This is a genomic window from Chromohalobacter sp., assembly GCF_039830575.1.
Lineage (GTDB): Bacteria > Pseudomonadota > Gammaproteobacteria > Pseudomonadales > Halomonadaceae > Chromohalobacter > Chromohalobacter israelensis.
This window is the reverse complement of the sequence record NZ_JBDOOX010000009.1, coordinates 449,706-475,146: the sequence shown is the minus strand read 5'-3', so window position 1 is coordinate 475,146 and position 25,441 is coordinate 449,706. Positions and strand designations below refer to the sequence as shown.

Below are 25,441 nucleotides of genomic sequence, written 5' to 3'. Positions count from 1 at the left end.
CCGGTAGCTGGGGCCTGAATGTTGTCTTGCAGGCCCGGCAGGTGTATCGGCGGCGGACCACCCAGAGAGTGACCCGCTTGCCGTGGATGGGCAGATCACGATAGGGAACGTCACGCTTGCCGAACCGCACGAACTCACCCTGCACGCCGCACCCCTCGCAGGCTACTGGTGTAGGTGCTTCAAGCCGAAAATGTATGTCTTCATTCTGCTCATCAGAATCCACCAACTGGTACCCAGGAAGGCTTAACGAATTAATCATCTCCCGCCTTGATCAGAAAAACAGGTAGGTGGCGTAACCGGCAATCATCGCCATAGCAAAAATGACTGCTAAAAACGCCGCTAAAAGCTTCAGCGTGAACAAAGAGCGCAACAGAATGAGCTCAGTCAGGCTGGCTCCGGCACTGCCGATGATCAACGCTAGCACCGTCCCGGCACCCACGCCTTTGGCCATCAGAGCCGCTGCCAGAGGTATGACGGCTTCAGCGCGAATATACAACGGCACGCCGATGACAGCGGCAACTGGAATGGCAAAGGGATTATCTGGGCCTGCATACTGCTCCAATAAGTCAGTGGGCATGAAACCATAGATCACGCTGCCAATCGCAATACCGATGAGCAGGTAAGGCAACACATCGATAAAGTCCGACCAAGCTTCCCGCCACACACCACTGTACTTCCCTTCTTTCTTAACCGTGACAGTGGGTTGACTGTCACAGCATTCGCTAGACGTAGAGACTGTTGTCTTCCTATCAGCCCCGCAAGAAGCCGTCTTCGGAGTGGTGTCGCAGCTGTTGGTGCCGCAACTCGATGCGGTCGATGTAGCACTGCACGGGCTTGCTGATGAACTACATCCACTGCTCTCTTGTGTCGCCGTCCGGCGCACATAACGCTCGAAGCCAAGCGTGTGAAGCAGCCATCCGGCACCTACCGCGACCACCAAAGCGGCGAGCACATAGATAGCAGTAAGTGTCCATCCAAACGTGGCAACCAGCAGGCCGACGACGATAGGATTCAGCAACGGAGATGAGAAAAGAAACACCATCATCGGCCCAAAACCGGCCCGTGCCCGAATCAACCCTTTCAACATGGGGATAGTCGAGCAACTACAGAAGGGCGTTATAGCTCCTAAACCAGCAGCAAGAAAATAGCCTCGCTTCCCACTGGAAGTCAGTAACGCTTCCACCTTGGATGGTGGGATGTGACGTTGAAGAACTCCGACCAGCAAGCTAATGCCAATGAATAAAACCGATAGCTCGATAGCGAGAAAGGCGAACATGCCTAGAGCGTCTTGGAGTTGAGGTGACATTCAATATTACTCCTATATTTCTAGTATTGTCGAAATGATGTACGCAGCTTACTTGCGTTTATCCGACCTGTCAACTATAATTCTAGAAACATCGAATTATTGGGGCGTGCTATGGATCACGAAAAGGTTGCAGCCAGCTTAGCTGAGCTAGGGAATAGTCACCGACTGTCCGTGTTCCGCTTTCTGGTCAAAGCTGGCCATGATGGGGCTTCGGTCGGAGATATCCAGAAGGGGCTGGGTATTCCTGCTTCGACGCTATCACATCACCTTGCGCGCATGGCCAAGGTAGGGCTGATCCGGCAGGAGAAACATAGCCGCACGATTGTCTGTATACCCGAGTATGGGCACCTAGAGAATTTGATCGGTTTCTTACAAGAGGAATGTTGTGCAGGTGTCCGGATTGCGCATGAACCAGAACCGCTTTGACGCTTGCCCAGCTCTCGCTGTCCTCCCTAGTCAGCATCGCTATGAAGACTCAGGCGAAGGTGGAAACAGAAAATTGGCAGTAGAGTAGGCTGAAGAGGATCAATCAGATAATCCGCTGAGAAAGATTTTCTTCTTTACATCTTTGGCATTTTATCAACCAGAAATTCCGGATACCCCATAAAACGATGCCATCGAAGCTCAAGCGCATTTAAGTGGCCCGACCGTTCGTTTCTGTCGAATGCTCGTCACAGCAGCGCGCCACCGCATCATGCAGTGAGCGTGCCGTCGCGCGTGTCGCCGGTCCCGCACGATCCCGGTCGCGGAAAATCAACTGTATCGGCACCTCGCGACGCCCTCCCACGGTGAGCGGCAGCGGCACCAGCGTGCCCTGGCGCAGGGCATCCCGAATGCGGGTCGTCGGCATCCAGGCGAACCCCAACCCCCGGCACAACATGTCGAGCGAGGTCTCCAGATGGCTCAGCGTCCAGCGCTGCTCGGCCTTGAGCCACCCGGCATCCATCGACTGGCGGAGGGCCGAGTCGCGCACCACCAGCTGGCGATGCTGCTCCAGATCGCGCAAATCGAGCTCGCGCCCCAGATGCTGCAAGGGATGGTCGGGATGCGACACCGCCAGGAACGTCACGTTGACCAGGGGCTCGCCCAGAAATCCTTGCGCGGCGATACCCGATACCACCAGGTCGGCGCGCCCGTCATAGAGCATTTCGATGCCGCCATTGAGCACGGTTTCATGCAGCTGAACGCGGACATGCGGATATTCCCGCGAGACGGCATCCAGCGCATGCGCCAAGGCATCCGGCGGGAAGATCTGGTCCACCGCGAGCACGACCTCGGCTTCGAGCCCTTCGGCCAGACGCCCGGCGACATCCTCGAGGGCTTCGGCGCTTTCCAGCAACTGGCGGGCACGCCGCAACAGCATCGCGCCTGACTCGGTCAAGCGCACCTGACGTCCCACCGGTTCCAGAACGCGGATTCCCAATTGCTCCTCGAGCTTGTGCACCGCGTGGTTGAGCGTGGAAGGACTCTTGTGCACGGCCTCGGCGGCACGCGCGAACCCGCCATGATCGACCACGGCGGCCAGCATGCGCCATTGCGCCAATGTGACATTTTTCATTCGAAATACTCGAAGCAAGAAGCCAACAATATGCGATTAATTTTCGAAAAACCCGAACTAGAATGCTAGACAAAAGCAAAGGAGATTTTCCATGTCCCATGCCACGACAACGCCACGCCGGATTCGCGACATCCGCGCCAGCCACCCCAGCCAAGACGGTGATGGCGTCAAGATCCTGCGCCTGCACGATTTCGAGGGCGGGCTCGACCCCTTCCTGATGCTCGACGAGCTGGGCTCCGACCAGCCGGACGACTATATCCGCGGCTTTCCCCCGCATCCTCATCGCGGCATGCAGACGCTGACCTATGTGATCCATGGCGGGCTGACGCACGAGGATCACCTCGGTCACAGCAGCACCATCCATGCCGGCGATGCACAATGGATGCATACCGGACGCGGCATGATTCATTCGGAAATGCCCCTGACCGACGCCCAGGGCCTGCACGCCTTTCAGCTGTGGATCAATCTGCCGGCGCGTGACAAGCTCAGCCCCGCCACCTACCGCGATATTCGCGCACAGGAAATGCCTCGTCTCGACGCGGATGGCGCCACGTTGATCGCACTCGGCGGCCACTGGCAGGATGCGTCGGCAGAAATCGACGGCCCCCTGGATGCTCTGGCAGGCAACGCCGCAGTCGCCGATGCGCGCTTCGAAGGCGGCACCCTGCAACTGATGGGGCTCACCGATGACACCCTGCTGGTCTACGTCTATCGCGGCACCCTCGATGTAGGCGAACAGCCGGTAACCGCCGGCCACCTCGCCATCCTCGACGCCGGCGACGCATTGACACTGAGCGCAACGGGCTCGGCAGGCGCCCTTCTCCTGCGCGGCACGCCGCACCGCGAGCCCATTGCACATTATGGCCCCTTCGTGATGAACTCACGCCACGAGCTCGAGGCCGCCATGCAAGCCTACCGGGACGGCACCTTGACTGAGTAAATTTATGCAACTACTGTACAAAGCGTGGCAAAGGTAAAGGATTACCCACATAGCCACCAGGGCAGGCAGGCTGATACGACAGCTTGCCATGCCTGCATGATAGGCTGTATGCATGAACAGGATAGGCATTTTATTTGCCATGGGTTAAGGTTCCGTTGGCTTTTACCCATTTCCATGTTCATATATACGGCCTTTATTCATCATGTTGCGAATTCTTCATTCGCTGCCCCGCACGCATAAGTTACTCTTGTTACCGGTTGCCACCATGGTGACCGTGCTGGGCGCACACCAGATCGTGACCGTTGTCGGCGACGACAGCGGCAACGCCACCAGCCCCAAAGTGGCGACTTCCAGCGACTCGACCGCTTCCACACTGGGTGGCGAGGCCCTCGATACCCTGGCAACCGTGACCACACGGAACATCCCGCTGAGCGATCTCAAGGCCCAGGAAATCGTCGATGTCAGCCTGATCGACAAAGCGCATGCCAAGGATAATGCGCTGCCCGAAGCCCAAGCCTTCGAGACTCGCGATACGCACGCTCATATTGCCAACGCCGCAATGCACGTCGCCATTCAGCTGCCGAAGCTAGCGTCCGAAAGCGATTACGACAGCGAAGAACTGGGCGGCACCTCCTACGAAGACTTTTCCATCGACCCGATGGAACTGCATGACGAGGATGGCACCCCGAATCTCGAGCGGGAAATCGCCGCCCAGCAGGAATTCGTGCCGGAGTGGGAAACCTATACGGTCCAGAAGGGCGACACCTTCGCCCAGATGGCGGAGCGCACGCTTGGTCTCGGCTACAGTGACGTGATGCACATCCTCGACAGCGTTCCCGACAAGAACACCCTGACCCGCTGGCGCGTGGGCCGCTCGTTCGACTACCAGCTCGACGAACAAGGCGACCTGCTCGCACTGCGCGTCATGAAGAACGCTCGCGAAGGCTATTTGATCGAGCGCGATTCCTCGCATGACGATTTCGACGTCTCCAACATCACCAAGGCGACCGAGGCCACTCAGCGCCTGTTCGCCGGCACGGTCAGCGGCAGCTTCACGCTGTCGGCGGAATCCACCGGGCTCTCCGGCGCGGAAGTCGCCCAACTGACCAACCTGCTGTCGAAGAAACTGGATTTTCGCCGCAACACCCGGGCCGGCGATCACTTCCAGGTGCTCGTCGAATCCGACATGCTCGAAGGCGAGAGCGTCGATTCGCGCATCCTGGCCGCCCAGTACCAGGGCGAACGCATGGACCTGACCGTCGTCCGCAACAGCGCCGACGACCGTTTCTACACGCCCGATGGGCAAAGCCTTGATCCCGCGTTCAACCGCTACCCCTTCGAAGGTCACTATCGCATCAGTTCGCCTTTCAACCTGCGTCGTCATCACCCGATCACCGGGCGCATCAGCCCGCATCGCGGCACGGACTTCGCCATGCGTACCGGCACGCCCGTCGACGCACCGGCCGCCGGTCGCGTCATCAAGTCCGCCTATCAGGCAGGCGGCGCCGGCAATTACCTGGTCATCCGCCATGACAACGGCTACAAGACGCGCTACATGCACCTCTCCAAGCGTCTCGTCTCCGAGGGCGATCGCGTCGAGATGGGGCAGAAAATCGCACTGTCGGGGAACACCGGTGGCAGCACGGGGCCGCACCTGCATTACGAGGTGATGGTCAACAACCGTGCGGTGGATGCCATGCGCGTCAAGCTTCCCGAGAACCAGAGCCTGGAAGGCAAGGCACTGGCGGCGTTTCAAAAGCAGTCCAAACCGCTGCTCGCCAAGCTGGAAAGCGACGCCGACGCCCCGGCCATCGCCAGCGTGCGTCTCGACGAGGACAGCGGCGACGAAGGCTGATCCCGGCCTCGCTCGTCGAGCAATCAGCACCACGCCCCACCTTCTGGTGGGGCGTGGCGTTTTCAGGGGTCATGAATGCAGGGAAGGTGCGAATCGGGCACCGCCCAGAAGCCGGTCGCCGCCCATGTCGAGCGGACCATGCCGCCCTTCCATCACCCAGGCGCCCCCATGCTCGCCCTCGCTCTTGGCATCCACCAACGGATAATTGATGCCCAGGTCATCGGCGGCCTCACGAAACAGGTCCGGCCGGACACAACGGGACAGGCACTCATCAAGCACCGCGTCGTCGACGTCCAGGTGCTGCCAGCGCCGCATCTGCCCGGCGTACCAGAGCAAATGGGAGCGCCACGGGAAATTCGCGGCATGACGATGAAAGACACTCATGCCATGCGTCAGCGACGCCCCCTCCGCCAGCATGCTGTCCTCGACCACGCTGGGCGCGACATCCAGATACCCCCGCTCGCACATCAGGCGTGCCGCCTCGCCTCGGTGCGCCGGAGCCTCGAGCCATGCGCATGCCTTCAACAAGGCACGCAAGACAGCACGGTGCGTGGCCGGATACGCCTGGGCCCACTCTTCGCGTACCGCGAAAACCTTCTCCTGGCCGTTCTGCCAGATGGCGTGGCTGCCGATCAGCACACGCCCACGTTCGCGGCGTGCCGCGAGCGTATTCCAGGGCTCGCCCACGCAATAGCCGTCCAGCCATCCGGCCTCGAGCTGCTGTGCCACCAGAGGCGGCGGTACCACGCGCAATTCGAGATCGCGATCGGGATCGACACCGCCTTCCGCCAGCCAGTAGCGCAACAAATAGCGATGCGAGGAAAAGGGATACACGCTGGCGAAACGCAGCGGTGGCGCTCCCGTCTCCCGCCGCTGTCTCACCACCGTCGCCAGCGCCCGGGCGGAGGTCGGTGAGGCCGCCATGGCGTCGGGATCGGCAGCCAGCATGTCGTCGTACAAGGCGTTGGACACGGTGATGGCATTGCCGCCGAGACTGAGGGTCAGCGCCGAGAGCATCGGCGTTCGTCGACCGTCGAGCCCAAGCGTCGAGGCCAGCGGCATCAATGGCAGCATCTGTGCGCCATCGAGCAGTGCCAACTGCATGGCATCGCGCATCCCCGCCCACGACGACTCCACGCTCAACGTGACGTCCAGCCCCTGCTCGGCGAAGAAGCCGCGCTCACGCGCTACCACCAACGGCGCGGCATCGTTGAGCGGCAGCATGCCCAGCGTCAGCGTGTCGAGTTCCGGCGAAGGCCACGCATCTCGAGGCGTCTGGCGATCGTTCATCAATGTCTCCTACGACTCGGAATCGTCGGTGGCCAGGACCGCCTGGGCCACCTCGAAAATGGTCAATCGGCGGTTCATGGCACGCTTGCGCAGCCATTGATAGGCATCATCTTCGGTGAGGGCATGCGCTTGCATCAGCCGGCTCTTGGCGCGCTCGACGGTGCGCCGCTGCGCCAGGGTGGTCTGCGTCTTGCTCAACTCCCCCTTCAAGGCACGATGCGACTCGAAGCTGGCGATCGCCACGTTGACCATCGAACGCACCAGCGCGGGTTGCACATCCTCGACTACATACGCGCTGACGCCCACGCTCGTCGCCTCTCGTGTCAGCTCGGGGGTTTCTTCCTCGGCCAGCATGATCATGGGCTTGGGAAAGCGTCGCCCCAGCTGCCCCATGTGCTCCAGGGTGTCGCGGCTCGGCAGGGCCGCGTCGATGATCACCGCATCCGGCACCTCAAGCGTCATGATGGCGTAGAGGTCGTCATGCTCGTCGACGCGCGTCACCACATCGAACCCCGCCTCATGCAGCGCTTGCTCCAGTGCCCGGGAACGCTCCGGGCGGGCATCCACGATCAGCACCTTCACGGTCATGCGCATTCCTCTCCTGGGTGCTTGTCGACTTGCAATGCAGCTTGCGTGCCAGAAAAAGCCCCGCGGCAGCCCGGGCGTCAGGCCGGCTGCACGTCGCCGCGGCACCGAAGATGCATTGCAGCGGTGCAAAGACGCCTCGTGCCGCACCATTACCGCACCTTCCTCGCGGGATTCGACGGGGCGGCGGCGCCCACGGTGGCGCACTCGCCCGACGATCCCACTTTGGCACACCCCTTGCTTGTTCAACAGTACCGAGACGTGGACCAGGCTCACCAGGTGAGTACGAGTGCGTCGAACCCGAGCACACGGCCCTTCCCCGAAGGTCGCCGGCGTCGCGTTCGAGCTCCGTCATTTCATCGCGAGAGGATGAGTCATGGAAATCCGCAACAAAGCCAACAAGATACGGCTTTTCAGCCTCAAGTCACCGCAAATGCGTGCCTTCCACATGTCATGGTTCGCATTTCACGTCTGCTTCTTCGGCTGGTTCGGCATCGCGCCCTTGATGGCCGTGGTGCGCGAAGACCTCGACCTGAGCAAGGCCCAGATCGGCAACACCATCATCGCTTCCGTCGCCATCACGGTGCTGGTCCGCCTGGTCATCGGCCTGCTCTGCGACAAGATCGGGCCACGCAAGGCCTACACCTGGCTGCTATGCCTCGGCTCGCTTCCCGTGATGTTGATCGGCCTGGCCGACAGCTTCGAGACCTTCCTGCTGGCACGGCTGGCGATCGGGGCCATCGGCGCCTCTTTCGTGATCACCCAATATCATTCCTCGATCATGTTCGCACCCAATGTCGTCGGTACCGCCAACGCGACCACGGCAGGCTGGGGCAACCTGGGGGGCGGCACCACGCAGATCCTGATGCCGCTGGTCTTTTCCGGCATCCTGATGCTGGGCGTCAACGAAGCGCTCGGCTGGCGACTGGCCATGGTCGTGCCCGGCATCGTGCTGTTCTTGACCGGCATCGCCTATTACGTCTTTACCCAGGACGCGCCCGACGGCAACTTCGACACGCTTCGGGCACGCGGTGAACTTCCCTATCCCGAGAAGGAGCACGGCATGGCGCACAGCTTCGGCGCGGCCATGCGGGACGTGCGCGTATGGGCGCTGTTCATCGTCTATGCGGCCTGCTTCGGCGTCGAGCTGACCATCAACAACATCGCCGCCATCTACTTTTTCGACACCTTCGAGCTCGATCTGGCCACTGCCGGCTTGATCGCCGGCCTGTTCGGCTTGATGAACCTGTTCGCTCGCACCCTGGGGGGCATCTTCTCGGACCTGTTCGCCCGTCATGGCGGCCTCAGGGGACGCGTGCGCTGGCTGTTCATCGCCATGTTCTGCGAAGGCATCGCGCTGATGGGCTTCGCCCAGATGCAGACATTGGCACTCGCCATCGGCATCATGCTGGTCTTCAGCCTGTTCACCCAGATGGCCGAGGGCGCCACCTTCGGGGTCGTGCCCTTCATCAACAAGAAGGCGCTCGGCGCCGTGGCGGGCATCGTGGGAGCCGGCGGCAACGCCGGCGCCGTGGCGGCGGGCTTTCTGTTCCGCAGCGAGTCGCTGAGTTATCAGCAAGGGCTGTTTTATCTTGGCCTGGCCGTACTGCTTGCATCGTTCTGCGCCTTGCTGGTGCGCTTCTCGCCACAGGTCCTCGCCGAGGAAGATGCCGCCTACCGCAACGCCGTCGCGGGTCACGACACTCCAGGCGATGCCATCGCGGCGCGCTGAACCGCCCCCGCTTACCGGGCCACGACACAAGGCCACCGCCATGGCGGTGGCTGTCGCCATGTTGCCCCTCCGGCCAGTGAGGGGTTGCGGCAGCCGGCATGAATGGCGCACTGTGAACGGTCAGGATCGACACCAAAAGGAGTTCGCTATGACCATCGCGGTAGGCGACAAGCTGCCCAACGTCACCCTCAAGACCAACGGCGCCAACGGCCCGGAAGACCTCGATACCGGCGAGTTCTTCGCCGGCAAGCGCGTGGTGCTGTTCGCGGTGCCCGGCGCCTTTACGCCGGGGTGCTCCAACACCCACATGCCGGGCTTCGTGATCAACGCCGACGACATCCTCGCCAAGGGGGTGGATGCCATCGCCTGCCTGGCCGTCAACGACGCCTTCGTGCTCGGCGCCTGGCAGCAGGATCAAAACGCCCAGGCGATCACCATGCTCGCCGACGGCCATGCCGATTTCACCCGCGCCATCGGCATGGAGAAAGACGCCAGCGGCGCCGGCATGGGTACCCGCAGCCAGCGTTACGCCATGATCGTCGACGATGGCGTGGTGAGCTATCTGGGCGTCGATGAAAAGGGCGTCGAGAAGAGCAGCGCCGAAACCATCCTCGCCAACTTGTGAGGTTGTGCGTCGGCGCTCTGCCGATGCACGCCATTGCTTCCCTGCCACGACCGGTGCATCCGGCACCGGTCGACCGACTAACGCCGCTCGTCTTTCGGTGAGCTCATCACGATGTGCGTCGTGATCGCACTGACATGGGGCTGCGTCCCCAGCATTTCGGTGTGAAAGCGCTTGTAGCTTGCCAGATCCTGACTTTCGACGCGCAAGAGATACTCGAACGTGCCGGCGATGTTGTGACATTCGACCACGTCGGAGGCGACATGCATGGCACGCTCGAAGGTTTCTTGAGCGGTCTTGGTGTGCGACGACAATCCCACCGTGACATAAGCCACGAATCCGCGGCCCATGCGCTGGGGATCGGTCACCGCGCGATAACCGCGAATTACCCCTGTACGCTCGAGCTCCTGGACACGACGCAGGCATGCCGAAGGGGATAATGCGACACGCTCGGCCAGTTGCACGTTGCTGATACGACCATCCTGCATGAGCTCTTGCAATATCCTGCGGTCTACAGCATCCATTTCATTCCTTCATTGCATAAAACGCGCATAAAAGACGATATAAAACCCAATATTGCGTAACGATTCTCTTAAAATTTCACACCACATGCAAAGAGAGGATCGTCCATGAATTTCTCCACACTCGCTGCCCTGCTGGGCTTCGCGCTGGTCACCACCGCGACCCCGGGACCGAACAACCTCATGCTAATGGCTTCCGGTGCCAACTTCGGGTTTCGCAGAACAGTACCGCACATGATCGGCATCGTCGGCGGCTTGACCGTATTGACCCTGATGGCCGGTGTAGGACTGATGGCACTGTTCGACGCCTTTCCACTTCTTCGTAACATCCTGGAGGTTCTCTCCATCGGTTACCTGCTCTGGCTGGCCTGGAAGATCGCCACGGCCGCGCCACTGAAGGACACGGCGACCGGCGGTCAACCGATGACCTTCTGGCAAGCCGCGGCTTTTCAGTGGGTGAATCCCAAGGCATGGGCGATGGGCCTGTCGGCGATCACGCTCTACGCGCCCGACCGCTCGCTACTGGCCATCATGCTGGTGGCGGCTGCCTTCGCCCTGGTCTGCTTCCCAGCGATTTCCATCTGGGCCTGGCTGGGCACGGTGGTTCGCCATTGGCTCTCAAGCGACCGGCGTCGTCGCGCGTTCAATATCGCCATGGCCGTATTGCTCGTGGCCTCGCTCTATCCGGTGTTGGGTATCGGTGGGTAAGAAGCATCATCGTGTCGATACATTTCGCGCTAGACTGGTCGGGGCATTCGTCATGACACCCGCCACACGACAACACAAGGAGATGACACGCGATGACGCTATTCGATCTCACCGGCAAGACGGCCCTGATCACCGGTTCATCCGGCGGCCTCGGGTATGCCATGGCCAAGGGCCTGGCGGAAGCCGGCGCGCGCGTGATCGTGCACGGACGCAACACCGAGAAGCTCGAGCAGGCCCGGCAGGCCCTGGCCGAGGCGCGGCACGACGTGCTCGTCACCTCGTTCGATGTCACCGACGAGGCCGCCATCGAGAGGGCGCTCGCCGACCTCGATGCCCAGGGCGTCGACATCGACATCCTGGTCAACAATGCCGGAATCCAGCTGCGCAAACCGCTCGTCGAGACATCCCACGAGGAATGGCAGAAGGTGCTCGACACCAACCTGAGCAGTACCTTCCTGATGGGACGCCACGTGGCCAGGCGGATGATCGCTCGCGGTCAGGGGGGCAAGGTCGTCAATATCGGCTCGCTGATGAGCTCGGTAGCCCGTCCGACGGTCGGCGCCTATACCGCCGCCAAGGGGGGCGTGCGCCTGATCACGCAGTCGATGGCCGCAGAATGGGCCGAGCACGGCATTCAAGCCAACGCCATCGGCCCCGGCTACATGATCACTGAAATGACCCAGCCCCTCGTCGACAAGCCCGAGTTCAACGACTGGATCATCAATCGGACGCCCGCGCGCCGCTGGGGCACGCCGGACGACCTGGTCGGCACCGTGGTCTATCTCGCCGCTCCCGCCTCGAATTTCGTCAACGGCCAGATCATCTATGTCGACGGCGGTCTGCTCTCGGTGATTTAGGCCGCACCGCCCTTCCATGGTGCAACGGGGCGGGCATTTTGCCCGTCTTGGGGCACGGCGCCCCCGTTTCGGCACGTCACGGCACGCCTTTCCTACCCGCCAGACCTCCTAATGAGTTGTATTTAAAGAGAATTAACAAACATGGCACGCGCCTCGCTAATCAAAAGGTACGAAGCACGGCCCATGCGACAGGGCAAACGCTTCAACCTTTTTCAACGTCGCTGATGACAGCGATGAACCGAGTGAGCTGGCGTGCTCCCCTAGTCCCCTTCTTGGGGACTTTTTTTTTGCACCGCATACGTTGGGGGTATCGCTCGGCATCGGCCACACTATTGCTTTGTCTGCAATGGAAGGCTTGCCGCATGCTATCCCGATTCATGCATCCCTGGCGCCTGCCGGTCCTTGCCCTCGCCTTCGCCGGCATGACACCGCATGCCATGGCGGCCATCGATCGTCCCGCCCTGGAGGACGCCGCGCAACGGCTCGGCGACTTGCCGCGCACGCATACCCTGCTCATCGCCGTCGACGGCGAAACTCTCGTCGCCCGTGGCTGGCGCGGCCACTCCCCCGACGACATCACCAACATCAAGTCGCTCTCCAAGACACTCATCTCGGCTTTGGTGGGAGCCGCTATCGCCCGTGACGTCATCCAGGGCGTCGACCAGCCGATCACCGAGCTGCTGGATGGCCGAGTGCCTCGTGACGCCGATCCTCGTGTCCAGGACATCGAGGTCGGCCACCTGCTGTCGATGCAGGCCGGACTCGAGCGCACCTCCGGCGCCAACTACGGTGGCTGGGTGGCCAGCGACGACTGGGTCGGCAATGCCTTGTCGCGCCCCTTCGTCGCCGATCCCGGCGGTCGCATGCTGTATTCGACCGGCAACAGCCACCTGCTGTCGGCCGCGCTGACCGATGCCAGTGGCCGCGATACGCTCTCGTTGATGCGCGAGTGGCTGGGATCTCCCCTGGGGATCGAGGTACCGCCATGGACGCGTGACCCGCAAGGCATCTATTTCGGAGGCAACGAAATGGGGCTCACGCCACGCGCCTTGTTGAAGATCGGCGAGCTCTACCGGCAGCAGGGCATGCATGACGGCCAGCACGTGTTGCCCGCCTCGTGGATCGAACGTTCCTGGCAGCCGCGTACTCGCTCACACTTCAATCAGGACGACTACGGCTATGGCTGGTTCATGACCGACCTCGCCGAGACTCCGGTCTACTATGGTTGGGGGTATGGCGGGCAACTGCTCTTCGTGGTGCCGGAGCATGACACCACCCTTGTCATGACCAGCGACCCCACGCCGCCCTCCAACGGCAGCGATTACTTGAATCGCGTCAAGGCGGCCGTCGCCGACGCCATCGAGGCCATTGACTGACTCCCCCATTCCTGACGACATTGCCGGTCTTCATCGACCCTCACCAGAAGGAGCCCACCATGTCAGCATCCCAAGAGAGCCGAGGCACCTGCCTGTGCGGCGCCGTCAGCATCCGTGTCACGCTCGAGCGTCATGACGTGAGCATTTGCCACTGCCGCATGTGCCAGACCTGGAGCGGCGGGCCGATGTTCGCCGTCGAAAGCGACGCGCCCATGACCCTCGAGGGCGAGGAAAACGTCGGCGTCTACGCTTCCTCGGACTGGGCCGAGCGCGGCTTCTGCCGCCAGTGCGGCACGCACCTTTTCTATCGTCTCACCCAGGGGCAGCACTACGCCTTTCCCGTCGGTTTGCTGGATGCCGGCGAACCCTGGGCCATCACCCAGCAGATTTTCATCGACGAAAAACCGAGCTTCTACGATTTCGCCAACGACACTCCGTGCCTGACCGGCGACGAGGTCTTCGCGCAATTCGCGGGCAGTGCCGGCAGCTAGGCACTGCTGCTAGCCAAGGAAGCGATGGCCCCGTTTGAAGCGGGGCCATCGAGCGTCAGGAAGGAAAGGAGAACTGTGCGCCCTCTCGGACGCCGGCCGACGGCCAGCGCTGGGTCACGGTCTTGCGCTTGGTGTAAAAGCGCACGGCGTCGGGCCCGTAGGCGGCCAGGTCGCCGAACAGCGAGCGCTTCCAGCCGCCGAAGCTGTGATAGGACACCGGCACCGGCAGCGGCACGTTGATGCCGACCATACCCACCTGGATACGATCGCTGAAGTAGCGCGCCGCCTCGCCGTCACGGGTGTAGATGCAGGTGCCGTTGCCATATTCGTGGTCGTCGATCAGCCGCATGGCCTCTTCCATTGTGCCGACACGCACCACCAACAGCACCGGCCCGAAGATCTCCTCGAGATAGCAGGTCATGTCGGGCGTGACGCGGTCGATCAGCGTCCCGCCGACATAAAAGCCGTGCTCGTGCCCCGGTACCTGGATACGGCGACCATCAACCACGATATCGGCGCCTTGCTGCTCGGCGCTGTCGATATGGCCGCAGACCTTTTCCTGATGGGCCTTGGTGATCACCGGGCCGAAGTCGTTGTCGGCGTCATGGAAGGGGCCGACCTTCAGGGTCTTCATCTGCGTCTGCATCTTGGCGATCAACGCGTCGGCGGTCTCGTCGCCCACGGCCACCGCCACCGACAGCGCCATGCAGCGTTCCCCCGAGGAGCCGAAGGCAGCCCCGTTCAGGGAATTGACCACGTTGTCCATGTCGGCGTCGGGCATCACGATGGCGTGGTTCTTGGCGCCGCCGAGGGCCTGGCAGCGCTTGCCGTTGGCACTGGCGCGCTGGTAGATGGTTTCGGCGATCGGCGTGGAACCGACGAAGCTCACGGCCTTCACGCGATTGTCGTCGAGCAGGGTATCGACCGCCTCCTTGTCGCCGTTGACCACGTTCAGCACGCCGGCGGGCAGGCCCGCTTCAAGGGCCAGCTCGGCGATGTAGAGCGCCGAGGTCGGGTCGCGCTCGGAGGGCTTGAGCACGAAGGTGTTGCCGCAGGCGATGGCCATGGGATACATCCACAGCGGCACCATGGCCGGAAAGTTGAACGGCGTGATGCCGGCCACCACGCCCAGCGGCTGGAACTCGCTCCAGGAGTCGATGCCGGGCCCGGTGTTCTTGCTGTACTCGCCCTTGAGCAGCTCCGGCACGCCACAGGCGTATTCCACGTTCTCGATGCCGCGCTGCAGTTCGCCCTTGGCGTCATGGACGATCTTGCCGTGCTCCTGGCCGATCAGCCGGGCGATCTCGTCGGCGTTCTGCTCCAGCAACTGCTTGAAGTTGAACATCACCCGCGCCCGCTTGGCGGGCGGCGTGTCGCGCCAGGCCGGAAAGGCGGCCTGGGCGGCGGCGATGGCGTCCTCGACGGTGGCCTTGCTGGCCAGGCTCACCTGGCCGCCGACCTCACCGGTGGAGGGATTGAAGATGTCCTGGGTGCGTCCTTCTCCGGCGACGCGTGAGCCGTTGATCAGATGGCCGAGTGTGGTCATGTATCACCTCTTGAATGCAACCGTAAGAGAAATGCTTGAGTGCCGGCGTTCCGATGCGCTTTCCGTGGACAAGTCTTCGCGAGGGCGCTGTAGACCCTTCCCTGGGCGCTACATCCGTCATCCATGACGGATGACCCTCGCTGCGCCTTATCCCCGGCGCGCATCTCGACAGGCGTCGTCTGATTTATTCCAGCTCGCCGATGGCGTCGCCCAGCCCATTGACGAGGCGATCGATCTCCTCGCGCTCGACGATGAACGGCAGGCCGAGCTGGATGGTGTCGCCGCCATAGCGCACGTAGAAGCCCTTTTCCCAGCACTTCATGGCGATCTCGAAAGGACGCCGCCCCGGCTCGCCGGGATACGGTTCGATCTGCAGAGCGCCGGCGAGGCCGTAATTGCGGATGTCGCTGATGTAGCGCGTCCCCTTGAGAGAATGCAGCGCATTTTCGAAGATCGGCGCCATCTCTCTGACTCGCTCGATGAGGCGGTCGTTCTCGAGCACATCCAGCGCGGCCAGGGCGGCGGCACAAGCCACCGGGTGCCCCGAATAGGTATAGCCGTGGGGCAGCTCGAGCATGTAGTCGGGGCCGCCCTGCTCCATGAAGGTCCGATAGATCTCGCCCTGCACGATCACCGCGCCCATGGGCACCGCTCCATTGGTCAACTGCTTGGCGACATTGAGCAGATCCGGTACCACGCCGAACTCCTCGGCCCCGGTCATCGATCCCATGCGCCCGAAGCCTGTGATGACCTCGTCGAAGATGAGCAGGATGTCGTGCTGGTCGCAGATCTCGCGCAGGCGCTTGAGATAGCCTTTGGGCGGCGGAATCACCCCGGCGGAGCCGGCCAGCGGCTCGACGATCACCGCCGCGATGTTGGAGGCATCATGCAGCGCGATCAGCTCCAGCAACTCGTCAGCGCGCTCGGCCCCCCGCTCGGGCATGCCCTGGGTGAAGGCGTTTTCCTTCAACAGGGTATGGGGCAGATGATCGGCATCCACGCCCTGGCCGAACACGGTGCGATTGGCACCGATTCCCCCCAGGCTGAAGCCGCCGAAGTTGACGCCGTGATATCCCTTGGCACGTCCGATCAGCTTGGTCTTGCTCGGCTTGCCCTTCTTGCGCCAGTAGGCACGCGCTATCTTCAGCGAGGTATCGGCACTCTCCGAGCCCGAGCCGGTGAAGAACACGTGATCGAGGCCCTGAGGCGTCAATTCCCGCAGACGATGGGCCAGCTCGAAGGCCTTGGGGTGGCCGTACTGGAAGGCCGGCGAGTAGTCCAGCTCGCCGAGCTGACGGCTGACCGCCTCGGTGATCTCGGGGCGGCAATGCCCCGCGCCGCAGGTCCACAGCCCCGAGAGCGCATCGAAGACTTGGCGACCCTGGGCATCGGTAAGGTAGCTGCCCTTGGCACCCACGATGAGGCGTGGATCGCGCTTGAATTGCCGATTGCCGGTATACGGCATCCAGTAGGCGTCCAGCTGCTCCGGGCTCAAACCCGCCATGGGGGGAAACTCGCGATCCGACATGTCTTCTCCTGCCGATAGGCGGTGATGAATGGTGCTATCGAAAAAGCTAGGCGGGACGGCGGATAAGTTAAATCCAGAAATACTGAATCTCGTTCAAGTCACCGGTTAACTTTACGGGCCGGCAGGGCTATCCTCGCAGGTGTCCGTCGTCGAGATGAGGAATCCCGCCATGCCTTCCCGCAGCGAGACCCTGATGGGGCAGCCGAGCGATGCCGACCTGCGCCTGCTGAGGATCTACCGCAAGGTCGTGGAGTGCGGCGGGTTCTCCGCCGCCGAAGTGGAGCTCAACATCAGCCGTGCGGCGATCAGCATGGCGATGAATGACCTGGAGACACGGCTCGGCCTGCGGCTCTGCCAGCGAGGACGCGGCGGCTTCGCCCTCACCGACGAGGGCGCCGAGGTCTACGATGCCACCCTCCAGCTGCAGACGGCCGTGGCGGGATTCCGGACACGCGTCAATGGCCTGCATGCCCGTCTCAAGGGCGAGCTCAGCATCGGCATCACCGATAATCTGGTGACCATGCCCGAGATGTATATCACCGATGCCCTCAGCGCACTCAAGGCGCGGGGACCCGAGGTGCGCATCAATATCCGCATGATTCCGCCCAGCGACATCGAACTGGGCGTGCTGGACGGTCGCTTGCATACCGGCGTGATCCCGGCACTCAAGACATTGCCGGGGCTTGCGTATCTGCCGCTCTACGAGGAAGCGTCGCGGCTCTACTGCGCCGCCGATCATCCGCTCTTCGACGTCGAGGACGTGGACGAGGCACGGCTCGCGATACATGACGCCGTGGTGCCCGCCTACGCCCAGACGCCGGAGGTCAAGGCGTGCCATGCTCCGCTCAAGGCCGCCGCCTCGGCGACCGACCGCGAAGGCATCGCCTTCTTGATCCTGTCCGGCCGCTATATCGGCTACTTGCCGACCCACTATGCCGAGCGCTGGGTGCGCGACGGCCGCATGCGTGCCTTGAACCCCGAACGCTGGCATTACCTGACCCACTACAGCGCCATCACTCGCAAGGGCGCGCCGCCCAATCTGGTAGTGGAAAGCTACCTCGAGGAACTGGGTCGCCTGACCCGGGCCTCTGCCATCACGCCTGGCGACTGACCAGCACGAGCCCCAGCAGAATCGCCGCCCCGCCGAGCAGGAAGTTCCAGCTCAAGGGCTCGTCCAGCAAGGCGGCGCCGAAGAGCACTCCGAAGATCGGTGACAGGAACGAAAAGACACCCAGTTGCGAGGCCCAGTAACGGCGCAGCAGGGCAAACCACAACAACAGGGCACCGAACGAGATGACCAGCGTCTGAAAGGTCATGCTGGCCACGGCCATGCCGCTGGGCGTGGCCTGCTGCCAATCGCCCAGCCATAGGGTGATGGGCAACAACAGCGCGCCCGCCGTCAGGAGTTGGTACGTCAGCGTCTGCACGGGGGGCGCCTCGGAAAGCGAGGAGCGACGCACCACCAGGGTGGTGGCGGCCCATGACAGCCCCGCCAGCAAGCCCAGGGCGTCGCCCAGGAGAATGTCGCCGGCCGGCGCCCCGGGTGCGGCCGAGGGCGCCATGGCGACCAGCATGCCCGCGAATGCCACGCCGATCCCCCACCATTGGTGCCGCGCCAGCTGTTCGCCCGGCACCCACAAATGCAGTCCCAGGGCGGCGAACACCGGCGCCGTGTACAGAAACACCGACATGTGCGACGCCAGGGTGTAGTTGAGCCCCCAGGCGACGAAACCGAACTCCCCCGCAAAGCCCAGGCCGACGAGAATGCCTGCACCCAGCCGACCGCGAAACGCCGCCAGGCCGATGCCCTGAATGCGCGCGACGACCAGCACCAGCAACCCCGCCAGCAACGAGCGCAACGCGACCTGGCTCAAGGGCGTGATATCGTCGGCCACGGCCTTGATGGCCACCTGCTGCAATCCCAGCACCAGACAAAACCCGGTCATCGCGATGCCGGCAGGCATATCCAGGCCGCGTCGCAAGCGCGGCGACGCCGGCCTTCCCGCGACAGCCTCCGAAGTCGACTCCGTCATGATCGCATCCTCTCATTGAATCGAGACTCAGTGGAGCATTTGCCGCGCCGCGATCCAAACGATTAATCTGCAGCCTCAGGCTCAGGAAAACTCAACTCATGACGCTCGAACGACTTCCTCTCAATGCCCTGCGCGCCTTCGTCGAGGCCGCGCGCGAGGGCAGTTTCAAAACCGCGGCGGCACGCTTGAACGTCACGCCGGGAGCGATCAGTCGTCAGGTCAAGCAGCTCGAGGCGCGGCTGGGCATCGCGCTGTTCGAGCGTCACCCGCACGGCGTCAGGGTCACACAGGCGGGCCGGCAGTTGGCGCACGATGTCGATGCCGGGCTCGAGCGCATCGCCGCCGGCGTGAGCGCCGCCAGCGAACGCGCACGGGACGTTGGCACGCTGCGCGTGAGCGCGCCGCCCTCGTTCGCCCAGGTCTGGTTGTTGCCACGCCTGGCCGATTTCGAGGCGCGACAAGGTCAGCTGGACATCACCCTGGACGCCAACCAGGCGATCATCTCTCCCTCGTGGCAGCACGGCAGCGCACGCCTGGCCATCCGCTACGGGCGCGGCCCCTGGGCCGGCGTCGACAGCCACCGCCTGTTCGACGACAAGCTGTTCCCGGTCTGCGCGCCGGCGTTGCTGGAGCGCTCTCCCGTCGCAACGCCGGCCGACCTGCTTGCCCACCCCTTGCTCGACGTGGTCTGGGAATCCCGCCAGAACGTCGCGTTCCCCGGCTGGCGCGACTGGTTCGACGCCGCCGGGCTACCCGACCGGACACTGCCGATTCAGCAGCGCTTCTCTCTCTACGGACTGGCCCTGGACCAAGCGATCGCCGGGCGCGGCGTGATGCTCGCCAACCCCGCCGTCGTCGCCGACCGCCTCGCCAGCGGCGTCCTGGTGCGCCCCTTCGGGGATCGTCACGTGATCGACTCGCCCTTTACCTACGACCTGATCCTGCCGAGCACCGGTCACGCGCCCCCTGCGATACGGGGTTTCATCGACTGGCTGCTCGGCGAAGCGGCCAGGTTTCGAGACGGCGCATTGGCTGACACGCCGGTTCCAGCGTCATGCCTGCGTAACGACGCGGTCTGCATGGCGGGTCGTGTCGGCCATCGTGACCACGCTGCCCACGACGATCAGGCACGGTGAGGGCAGCGGCGTGGCGGCGAGCCTTTCGGGCATGTCGTCGAGGGTGCCGACCAGGGTTTGCTGTTCGGGCAGCGAGGCATTGGCGGCAAGCATGATCGGCCAGTCGCCGGGCAGGCCGGCGTCGCGCAATCCGCGACAGATCGCGTCGACCCTGGAAAGCCCCATGTAGAACACCAGCGTCTCGTCACGCCGCGCCAGGTCGTGCCAGTTCGGCTCGCCACCTTCGCGGCAGTGCTGGGCGGTCACCAGGCGCAACTGCTGTGCATGGCCACGGTCGGTGAGCGGCATGCCGAGGGTGGCGGCGGCGGCGGAGGCCGCCGTGATGCCGGGGACGACCTCCGTGGGCAGGCCGGCCTCGCCGAGGATTGCGAGTTCCTCGCCCATGCGACCGAAAATCCCGGGGTCGCCGCCCTTCAGACGCACGACCGACTTCCCTTCCCGCGCCAGCCGAGCCAGCAAGGCGCCGATCTCGGCCTGTGGCACGCTGTGATGCCCGCGGGCCTTGCCGACGTAATAGCGTTCGCGCGACGGGGGAATCATGGCCAGGATATCGTCGCCGACCAGACGGTCATAGACGATGACATCGGCCTGCGTGAGCAGTCGCCAGGCACGCAGGGTCAGCAGATCGGCGTGACCGGCACCGGCGCCCACCAGATACACATGGCCCGGCTGCACCGCCGGCGCCACATGCGTGGCGGGTGTCTCCCGGCACATCATGGCCATGCCATTCCCCGGCCGGTGGGTCATGCGTCCCAGCCAGGCGCCCCAAGAAGCGACGCGGCCCTCAGGCCGTTTCCAGCGTGTCAGCAGCGCGAGCATGGGTCACCTCCTCTTCGAGCAATGACTTGAGTTCGGGAATGCAGGAGCCGCACTGCGTCCCGCAGGCCAGACGCGCGCCGAGCGCATCGACACTCGCATCGCCACGCCGAATGGCCTCGCGAATCGTCTTGGCGCCGACCTGGTGACAACTGCACACCACCGGGCCCGTATCGGCCTGCCCCGAGGCGCTGCCCGCCAGGACGCGGCGACGCTGTTCGTCGGTCAGCGCGGCGTCGCCGAACCGCGCATCGAGCCAAGCCAGCCCCGGCAGTTCACTGGGCGGCCCGACCATCAGCCACCACACCAGACGCCCATCGCGAAGCCCCGCGGCCCGCAGGCGGCCGCTGGTCGCGTCCTCGCACCACAGCGTCGCCTCGACGCCGAACCGCGCGGCGCACCAGGCCAGCCAGTCGCGCGACGTGGTGCTGGCGATCTGCCAGCGCTGGGCGTGATTCAGCGGCATTCGCGCCCAGTAGGCATCGTCGCTCTGAAGGGGGGCTCGAGTGCACGTCGGCGCCAGCAGGAGCGTCGCCTCCTCGGCCACGTCGAGCGGCTCGCATGCCACCGCGCCGTGCTTGGTCTCCGGCTGTCCCGAGAGCGGATCGGTCAGCGGCGCGAACAGCGTGCCGACACGCCCGGCCCCGGTGAACTGGGCGTTCCAGTGGATGGGGATGAAGACATCGCCACACCGCTGCGACGTGGCGACACGCACCCGTACCCGGGCTTCGCCCCAACGGTTGAAGACCCGCGCCAGTCCCCCGTCGACGAGGGCGTGCGCCCGGGCATCCTGCGGGTGGATATCGACATAGGGTTCGGCGCGATGGTTGAGCAGGCGCGGCGCGCGCGCGGTACGCGTCATGGTATGCCACTGATCGCGCACGCGACCGCTGTTGAGGCGTAGCGGGTAGCGAGCCTCCACCGCCTGTTCGGGCAGCGCCGGGCGCACCGGCACCAGTCGCGCCAGACCGTCCGGGGTGGCGAAGCGCCCCGTCTCGAACAACCGGGCGGTGCCCTGCGGCGCCTCGGCGGTCACCGGCCACTGCAGCGGCACCAGCGCGTCATAGGCGTTACGGTCCAGATCACTCAGGGCGGAAATATCGAACAGACGCGGTATTCCGCCAGCGTGGTTGCCATATCCCGAGAGTCGCGCGTGCTCGACAAAGATATCGCGAGGATGGCGATACTCGAACGCTTCTTCATACCCCAGGTGCTTGGCGACCTGGGCGATGATCCACCAGTCGTGGCGCGCCTCACCGGGCGGCGGCAGCATGCCGCGCTGACGCGAGATACGCCGCTCGGAATTGGTGACGGTGCCGTCCTTTTCCGACCAGGAGGTGGCCGGCAGCACGATGTCGGCATAGGCCAGGGTGTCGGTATCCGCCATGCATTCGGAGACGATCACCAACGGGCAGGCCGCCAGCGCACGCTTGACCTGATCCGCGTCGGGCAAGCTGACCACCGGGTTGGTGGCCATGATCCACAGCGCCCGGATCTCGCCGCGCTCCACCGCCGCGAACAGCTCGACGGCCTTCAGGCCCGGCTCCTCGGGCAGGTGGGGCGCATCCCAGAACGCCGTGACCAGCGCCTGGGCACCCGGCGTGTGGTAGTCCATGTGTGCCGCCAGTTGATTGGCCAATCCGCCCACCTCGCGACCGCCCATGGCGTTGGGCTGACCGGTGATCGAGAACGGCCCCGCCCCCGGCAGCCCCAGCTTGCCGCCCGCCAGATGGCAATTGATGATGGCATTGCACTTGTCGGTGCCGCTGGTGGACTGGTTGATGCCCTGGGAGTAGAGGGTGACCACGTGCAATTGCGATGCGAACCAGTAATAGAAGGTTTCCAGCGCCTCGGCGTCCACGTCGCATGCCTCGGCGAGCGCGGCAAGCGAGGTGTCTTCCGCGCGTGCTGCCGCCAGTGCCTCCTCGACGCCCCGGGTATGGCGCCTCAGATAGCGTGTATCGTGCCTGCCCTTGTCGGCCATGAAGGCCAGCAGTCCATTGAAGAGCCGTGCATCGCTGCCGGGGGCGATGGGCAGATACAGATCGGCGATCTCGCAGGTGTCGGTCACCCGGGGGTCGATCACCACCACGCGCATCAACGGGTTGCGCTGCTTGGCGGTGCGCAGACGCTGGAAGAGCACCGGATGGTTCCAGGCCAGGTTGCTGCCCACCAGCACCACCAGCTCGGCCTCTTCCAGGTCCTCGTAATTGCACGGCACGGCATCGGCGCCGAAGGCGCGCTTGTAGCCCGCCACCGCGGACGCCATGCAGAGCCGCGAGTTGGTATCCAGATGCGGTGAGCCCAAAAAGCCCTTGAACAGCTTGTTGGCAGCGTAATAGTCCTCGGTGAGCAACTGGCCGGAGAGATAGCCGGCAATCGCCTGGCCGCCATGTTCATCGCGCACCGCCGCCAGGCGTGTCGCCACCTGATCGAGCGCATCGTCCCAGCTCACCTCGCGCCCATCGACGCGGGGCGCGTGCAGACGCCCGTGGTCACCCAGCGTTTCATGCAATGCCGAGCCCTTCACGCATAGCCGGCCGTAATTGGCGGGATGCGCCCGGTCGCCTTCGACGCCCGTCATGACGCCGTTCTCGATGGTTGCCGCGACGCCGCAACCGACGCCGCAATAGGGGCAGGTCGTGTGCTGCTGCATGCTGTTTCGCCCTCCACCTGCAAACGCAAAAGGCCCGACCCCGCGGAAACGGGATCAGGCCTCTTTGCCTGGTTGGGCGGCGCGTGGGCCGCCCGCCATGATGAATTGCGTCTCGCCGCCGTTGGCGTTCTCGGCGCACCATGGCCGAAAAATGACGTACTCCATTCAAGCAAGCACGACGCCAACCCATCGTTTACGTCATCAAAACAAGCCCTTATGCCGCAAGGCATGACGACGATCCAGCGCTCGGGGGGGCAAACGGCACCAGACTGGTGCAGGCATCGGCGTCCCCGCACAGCCATCGTTCACGCCGGCTGCCTTCCTGCCTCGCCGGAGCCAACCGATATTTCGTAACCGACTGAATATAAATCCTTTTCTTGTGACTGGCACGCCCCTGGCATGACATCGGACAAGGCGGGTCAACGTCGACCCCTCGGGCACGAGACAGGCATGCGTCTCGCGCCGGCCGGAGCCGACACAGGGCTCGCGACAACACGATTCTCTTCAGGCAAAGGCGCCTGGCATCCGGTTTCCCCGCCGGGTGTCAGGCGCTTTTGCGTTTCTGCTTCACACTGTCAGGGAGGCAGGGAAATGAGTGCATACGACGAACATCTGGTGATCGTCGGCAACGGCATGGCCGGGCACCGGTTGCTCGAGACCGTGCTGGCGCACCCTCACCGCCCGCGCCATATCACGATTCTCGGCGACGAGCCGGCAACGGCCTACAACCGTATCCTGCTCTCGCCCTGGCTGGCCGGCGACATGGACCGCGAGGCCCTGACGCTGCGCCACAACGACTGGTATGCCGCGCAGGGCGTTTCGCTGATCGCCGGCGAGCGCGTCACCGCCATCGACCGGCAGTGCCGGACATTGACCACCGACCAGGGGCGCCGACTCGCCTACGACCGGCTGGTGCTCGCCACCGGATCGCGCGCCGCACGCCCCGCGGTACCGGGCAGCGACCTCGACGGCATCCACGCCTTCCGTGATCTGGAGGACGGCGAGCGGCTGGCCAGCCTGGCCGACGCGGGCGGCCGCGCCGTGGTCATCGGTGGCGGCCTGCTCGGCCTGGAGGCCGCCGAAGGCATGCGCAAGCGCGGCATGACGGTCAGCGTCGTGCACCGCGCAACGCACCTGATGAATCGCCAACTCGACCCCACCGCCGCCGACATGCTCGCCACCGAGCTGCGCGCCCGAGGCCTCGAGATCCACACCGGCGCCGATCTCGCGGCCTATGCCCCGGATGCCGACGGCCAGCGCGCCACCGGCGTCGTCCTGAGCGACGGGACCACGCTCGCGGCCGACTGCGTCGTCGCGGCAATCGGCATCGTGCCCAACACCACACTCGCCGAACGCGCCGGTCTGGCGACCGCCCGCGGCATCCAGGTCGATGCCTTCATGACCACGTCCGATCCGTGCATTTCGGCGCTCGGCGAATGCTGCGAGTTCGAGGGCACCACCTACGGTCTCGTCGAACCCATCTGGCGCCAGGCCGAGGTCCTCGCCGCCCGGCTATGCGGCGAAACGCCCGCGCCTTATCGCGAACGCCCCTGCGCCACCAAGCTCAAGGTCAGCGGTATCTCGCTGTACGCCTTCGGCCCGATCGCGCCCACCTCGGCACACGAGGTGCTGACCTACCACGATCCGCAGCACGGCGACTACCGCCGCCTGCTGCTGCGTGACGGGGTCATCGACGGTGCGGTGCTGTACGGCGACACCGGCGACGGGCCCTGGTACTTCCAGTGCGCCCTGGCCGGCGACGATCTGAGCGCCTGTCGCCAGGCCCTGCTGTTCGGTGCCAGCGACGCCAGGCCACTTCTCGAGGAGGTCGCCTAGCGGCGCCCCAGCCCCCGTTTCATGAGCGCCGGGGCTGGCCGGTGCGAAG

General features: G+C 64.0%; 22 protein-coding genes and 1 pseudogene. 12 read left to right on the top strand and 11 right to left on the bottom strand.

The window, feature by feature from the left end; translation table 11 throughout:
• Both ABGX75_RS09080 and ABGX75_RS09075 read right to left on the bottom strand, forming a co-directional pair.
• A pseudogene (locus tag ABGX75_RS09080) lies at window positions 1–259 on the bottom strand (transposase family protein); the annotation flags it as partial.
• 12 nt (window positions 260–271) lie between these two features.
• The gene (locus ABGX75_RS09075) at window positions 272–1,306 is read right to left on the bottom strand and encodes a permease (RefSeq protein ID WP_023660029.1); all 1,035 of its coding nucleotides are present in this window, start codon (window positions 1,304–1,306) and stop codon (window positions 272–274) included.
• A gap of 111 nt (window positions 1,307–1,417) precedes the next feature.
• On the opposite strand from ABGX75_RS09075, the gene ABGX75_RS09070 reads away from it, so the two are divergent.
• A complete protein-coding gene (locus ABGX75_RS09070) occupies window positions 1,418–1,732 on the top strand; it encodes a helix-turn-helix domain-containing protein (protein WP_000349485.1) in 315 nt (104 codons plus the stop codon).
• A gap of 208 nt (window positions 1,733–1,940) precedes the next feature.
• Here the strand turns inward: ABGX75_RS09070 and ABGX75_RS09065 are convergent, their stop codons facing one another.
• Complete coding sequence (locus ABGX75_RS09065) at window positions 1,941–2,864, bottom strand: LysR family transcriptional regulator (RefSeq protein WP_011506438.1); 924 nt, start codon at window positions 2,862–2,864, stop codon at window positions 1,941–1,943.
• A gap of 91 nt (window positions 2,865–2,955) precedes the next feature.
• Between ABGX75_RS09065 and ABGX75_RS09060 the strand changes: the two genes are divergently transcribed.
• Window positions 2,956–3,804 (top strand): pirin family protein, encoded by an 849-nt coding sequence (locus ABGX75_RS09060; RefSeq protein ID WP_011506437.1) that lies wholly within the window; start codon window positions 2,956–2,958, stop codon window positions 3,802–3,804.
• A 202-nt stretch (window positions 3,805–4,006) separates the two neighbouring features.
• Window positions 4,007–5,659, top strand: a complete 1,653-nt coding sequence (locus ABGX75_RS09055) for a peptidoglycan DD-metalloendopeptidase family protein (protein WP_179152276.1) — start codon at window positions 4,007–4,009, stop codon at window positions 5,657–5,659.
• Window positions 5,660–5,728: 69 nt separating this feature from the next.
• Here ABGX75_RS09055 and ABGX75_RS09050 read toward each other — a convergent pair whose 3' ends face one another.
• On the bottom strand, window positions 5,729–6,949 hold the full coding sequence (locus tag ABGX75_RS09050) for a CmpA/NrtA family ABC transporter substrate-binding protein (RefSeq protein ID WP_301968206.1): 1,221 nt from the start codon (window positions 6,947–6,949) through the stop codon (window positions 5,729–5,731).
• 9 nt (window positions 6,950–6,958) lie between these two features.
• Window positions 6,959–7,537: an ANTAR domain-containing protein gene (locus ABGX75_RS09045; protein WP_347410786.1), complete on the bottom strand. Its 579-nt coding sequence runs from the start codon at window positions 7,535–7,537 to the stop codon at window positions 6,959–6,961.
• A 373-nt stretch (window positions 7,538–7,910) separates the two neighbouring features.
• On the opposite strand from ABGX75_RS09045, the gene ABGX75_RS09040 reads away from it, so the two are divergent.
• Together ABGX75_RS09040 and ABGX75_RS09035 are read left to right on the top strand one after the other, a co-directional pair.
• Window positions 7,911–9,266: an MFS transporter gene (locus ABGX75_RS09040; RefSeq protein ID WP_011506433.1), complete on the top strand. Its 1,356-nt coding sequence runs from the start codon at window positions 7,911–7,913 to the stop codon at window positions 9,264–9,266.
• Window positions 9,267–9,414: 148 nt separating this feature from the next.
• Complete coding sequence (locus ABGX75_RS09035; RefSeq protein WP_011506432.1) at window positions 9,415–9,891, top strand: peroxiredoxin; 477 nt, start codon at window positions 9,415–9,417, stop codon at window positions 9,889–9,891.
• Between the two features lie 77 nt (window positions 9,892–9,968).
• Here ABGX75_RS09035 and ABGX75_RS09030 read toward each other — a convergent pair whose 3' ends face one another.
• On the bottom strand, window positions 9,969–10,412 hold the full coding sequence (locus tag ABGX75_RS09030) for an Lrp/AsnC family transcriptional regulator (protein WP_347410785.1): 444 nt from the start codon (window positions 10,410–10,412) through the stop codon (window positions 9,969–9,971).
• A gap of 105 nt (window positions 10,413–10,517) precedes the next feature.
• On the opposite strand from ABGX75_RS09030, the gene ABGX75_RS09025 reads away from it, so the two are divergent.
• The 4 genes from ABGX75_RS09025 to ABGX75_RS09010 all read left to right on the top strand — a co-directional run bounded on the left by ABGX75_RS09025 (window position 10,518) and on the right by ABGX75_RS09010 (window position 13,841).
• The gene (locus tag ABGX75_RS09025; protein ID WP_287124151.1) at window positions 10,518–11,117 is read left to right on the top strand and encodes a LysE family translocator; all 600 of its coding nucleotides are present in this window, start codon (window positions 10,518–10,520) and stop codon (window positions 11,115–11,117) included.
• Window positions 11,118–11,209: 92 nt separating this feature from the next.
• The gene (locus ABGX75_RS09020) at window positions 11,210–11,974 is read left to right on the top strand and encodes an SDR family oxidoreductase (RefSeq protein ID WP_179152279.1); all 765 of its coding nucleotides are present in this window, start codon (window positions 11,210–11,212) and stop codon (window positions 11,972–11,974) included.
• Window positions 11,975–12,336: 362 nt separating this feature from the next.
• Window positions 12,337–13,350: a serine hydrolase gene (locus ABGX75_RS09015; protein ID WP_347410784.1), complete on the top strand. Its 1,014-nt coding sequence runs from the start codon at window positions 12,337–12,339 to the stop codon at window positions 13,348–13,350.
• Between the two features lie 59 nt (window positions 13,351–13,409).
• Window positions 13,410–13,841 carry a GFA family protein gene (locus ABGX75_RS09010; RefSeq protein ID WP_128690285.1) on the top strand — a complete coding sequence of 144 codons (432 nt, stop codon included), beginning with the start codon at window positions 13,410–13,412 and terminating at the stop codon, window positions 13,839–13,841.
• Between the two features lie 55 nt (window positions 13,842–13,896).
• On the opposite strand, the gene ABGX75_RS09005 is transcribed toward ABGX75_RS09010, so the two are convergent.
• Together ABGX75_RS09005 and ABGX75_RS09000 are read right to left on the bottom strand one after the other, a co-directional pair.
• A complete protein-coding gene (locus ABGX75_RS09005) occupies window positions 13,897–15,387 on the bottom strand; it encodes a CoA-acylating methylmalonate-semialdehyde dehydrogenase (RefSeq protein WP_347410783.1) in 1,491 nt (496 codons plus the stop codon).
• A 184-nt stretch (window positions 15,388–15,571) separates the two neighbouring features.
• Window positions 15,572–16,915 (bottom strand): aspartate aminotransferase family protein, encoded by a 1,344-nt coding sequence (locus ABGX75_RS09000; protein WP_128690283.1) that lies wholly within the window; start codon window positions 16,913–16,915, stop codon window positions 15,572–15,574.
• Between the two features lie 169 nt (window positions 16,916–17,084).
• On the opposite strand from ABGX75_RS09000, the gene ABGX75_RS08995 reads away from it, so the two are divergent.
• The gene (locus ABGX75_RS08995; RefSeq protein WP_347410782.1) at window positions 17,085–18,026 is read left to right on the top strand and encodes a LysR family transcriptional regulator; all 942 of its coding nucleotides are present in this window, start codon (window positions 17,085–17,087) and stop codon (window positions 18,024–18,026) included.
• Here the strand turns inward: ABGX75_RS08995 and ABGX75_RS08990 are convergent.
• Complete coding sequence (locus ABGX75_RS08990; protein WP_224113537.1) at window positions 18,010–18,948, bottom strand: DMT family transporter; 939 nt, start codon at window positions 18,946–18,948, stop codon at window positions 18,010–18,012. The genes ABGX75_RS08995 and ABGX75_RS08990 overlap by 17 nt on opposite strands.
• A gap of 98 nt (window positions 18,949–19,046) precedes the next feature.
• Between ABGX75_RS08990 and ABGX75_RS08985 the strand changes: the two genes are divergently transcribed.
• Entirely contained in the window at window positions 19,047–20,084 is a 1,038-nt protein-coding gene (locus ABGX75_RS08985; RefSeq protein WP_347410781.1) for a LysR substrate-binding domain-containing protein, read from the top strand.
• On the opposite strand, the gene cobA is transcribed toward ABGX75_RS08985, so the two are convergent.
• Both cobA and ABGX75_RS08975 read right to left on the bottom strand, forming a co-directional pair.
• Window positions 20,001–20,807: a uroporphyrinogen-III C-methyltransferase gene (cobA, locus tag ABGX75_RS08980; protein ID WP_224113573.1), complete on the bottom strand. Its 807-nt coding sequence runs from the start codon at window positions 20,805–20,807 to the stop codon at window positions 20,001–20,003. The two genes, ABGX75_RS08985 and cobA, sit on opposite strands and share 84 nt — an antisense overlap.
• A gap of 61 nt (window positions 20,808–20,868) precedes the next feature.
• Window positions 20,869–23,556, bottom strand: coding sequence for a nitrate reductase (locus ABGX75_RS08975; protein ID WP_224113539.1), 2,688 nt, complete (start codon window positions 23,554–23,556; stop codon window positions 20,869–20,871).
• A gap of 591 nt (window positions 23,557–24,147) precedes the next feature.
• Here ABGX75_RS08975 and ABGX75_RS08970 point away from each other — a divergent pair.
• Window positions 24,148–25,392, top strand: coding sequence for an FAD-dependent oxidoreductase (locus ABGX75_RS08970; protein ID WP_224113540.1), 1,245 nt, complete (start codon window positions 24,148–24,150; stop codon window positions 25,390–25,392).
• Window positions 25,393–25,441 lie beyond the last annotated feature (49 nt).

Bases quoted from the DNA above. Each gene is read 5' to 3' on its own strand.
- ABGX75_RS09075 (WP_023660029.1), bottom strand. From the start codon at position 1,306: ATGTCACCTCAACTCCAAGACGCTCTAGGCATGTTCGCCTTTCTCGCT.
- ABGX75_RS09070 (WP_000349485.1), top strand. From the start codon at position 1,418: ATGGATCACGAAAAGGTTGCAGCCAGCTTAGCTGAGCTAGGGAATAGT.
- ABGX75_RS09065 (WP_011506438.1), bottom strand. From the start codon at position 2,864: ATGAAAAATGTCACATTGGCGCAATGGCGCATGCTGGCCGCCGTGGTC.
- ABGX75_RS09060 (WP_011506437.1), top strand. From the start codon at position 2,956: ATGTCCCATGCCACGACAACGCCACGCCGGATTCGCGACATCCGCGCC.
- ABGX75_RS09055 (WP_179152276.1), top strand. From the start codon at position 4,007: ATGTTGCGAATTCTTCATTCGCTGCCCCGCACGCATAAGTTACTCTTG.
- ABGX75_RS09050 (WP_301968206.1), bottom strand. From the start codon at position 6,949: ATGAACGATCGCCAGACGCCTCGAGATGCGTGGCCTTCGCCGGAACTC.
- ABGX75_RS09045 (WP_347410786.1), bottom strand. From the start codon at position 7,537: ATGACCGTGAAGGTGCTGATCGTGGATGCCCGCCCGGAGCGTTCCCGG.
- ABGX75_RS09040 (WP_011506433.1), top strand. From the start codon at position 7,911: ATGGAAATCCGCAACAAAGCCAACAAGATACGGCTTTTCAGCCTCAAG.
- ABGX75_RS09035 (WP_011506432.1), top strand. From the start codon at position 9,415: ATGACCATCGCGGTAGGCGACAAGCTGCCCAACGTCACCCTCAAGACC.
- ABGX75_RS09030 (WP_347410785.1), bottom strand. From the start codon at position 10,412: ATGGATGCTGTAGACCGCAGGATATTGCAAGAGCTCATGCAGGATGGT.
- ABGX75_RS09025 (WP_287124151.1), top strand. From the start codon at position 10,518: ATGAATTTCTCCACACTCGCTGCCCTGCTGGGCTTCGCGCTGGTCACC.
- ABGX75_RS09020 (WP_179152279.1), top strand. From the start codon at position 11,210: ATGACGCTATTCGATCTCACCGGCAAGACGGCCCTGATCACCGGTTCA.
- ABGX75_RS09015 (WP_347410784.1), top strand. From the start codon at position 12,337: ATGCTATCCCGATTCATGCATCCCTGGCGCCTGCCGGTCCTTGCCCTC.
- ABGX75_RS09010 (WP_128690285.1), top strand. From the start codon at position 13,410: ATGTCAGCATCCCAAGAGAGCCGAGGCACCTGCCTGTGCGGCGCCGTC.
- ABGX75_RS09005 (WP_347410783.1), bottom strand. From the start codon at position 15,387: ATGACCACACTCGGCCATCTGATCAACGGCTCACGCGTCGCCGGAGAA.
- ABGX75_RS09000 (WP_128690283.1), bottom strand. From the start codon at position 16,915: ATGTCGGATCGCGAGTTTCCCCCCATGGCGGGTTTGAGCCCGGAGCAG.
- ABGX75_RS08995 (WP_347410782.1), top strand. From the start codon at position 17,085: ATGCCTTCCCGCAGCGAGACCCTGATGGGGCAGCCGAGCGATGCCGAC.
- ABGX75_RS08990 (WP_224113537.1), bottom strand. From the start codon at position 18,948: ATGACGGAGTCGACTTCGGAGGCTGTCGCGGGAAGGCCGGCGTCGCCG.
- ABGX75_RS08985 (WP_347410781.1), top strand. From the start codon at position 19,047: ATGACGCTCGAACGACTTCCTCTCAATGCCCTGCGCGCCTTCGTCGAG.
- cobA (WP_224113573.1), bottom strand. From the start codon at position 20,807: ATGGCCATGATGTGCCGGGAGACACCCGCCACGCATGTGGCGCCGGCG.
- ABGX75_RS08975 (WP_224113539.1), bottom strand. From the start codon at position 23,556: ATGCAGCAGCACACGACCTGCCCCTATTGCGGCGTCGGTTGCGGCGTC.
- ABGX75_RS08970 (WP_224113540.1), top strand. From the start codon at position 24,148: ATGAGTGCATACGACGAACATCTGGTGATCGTCGGCAACGGCATGGCC.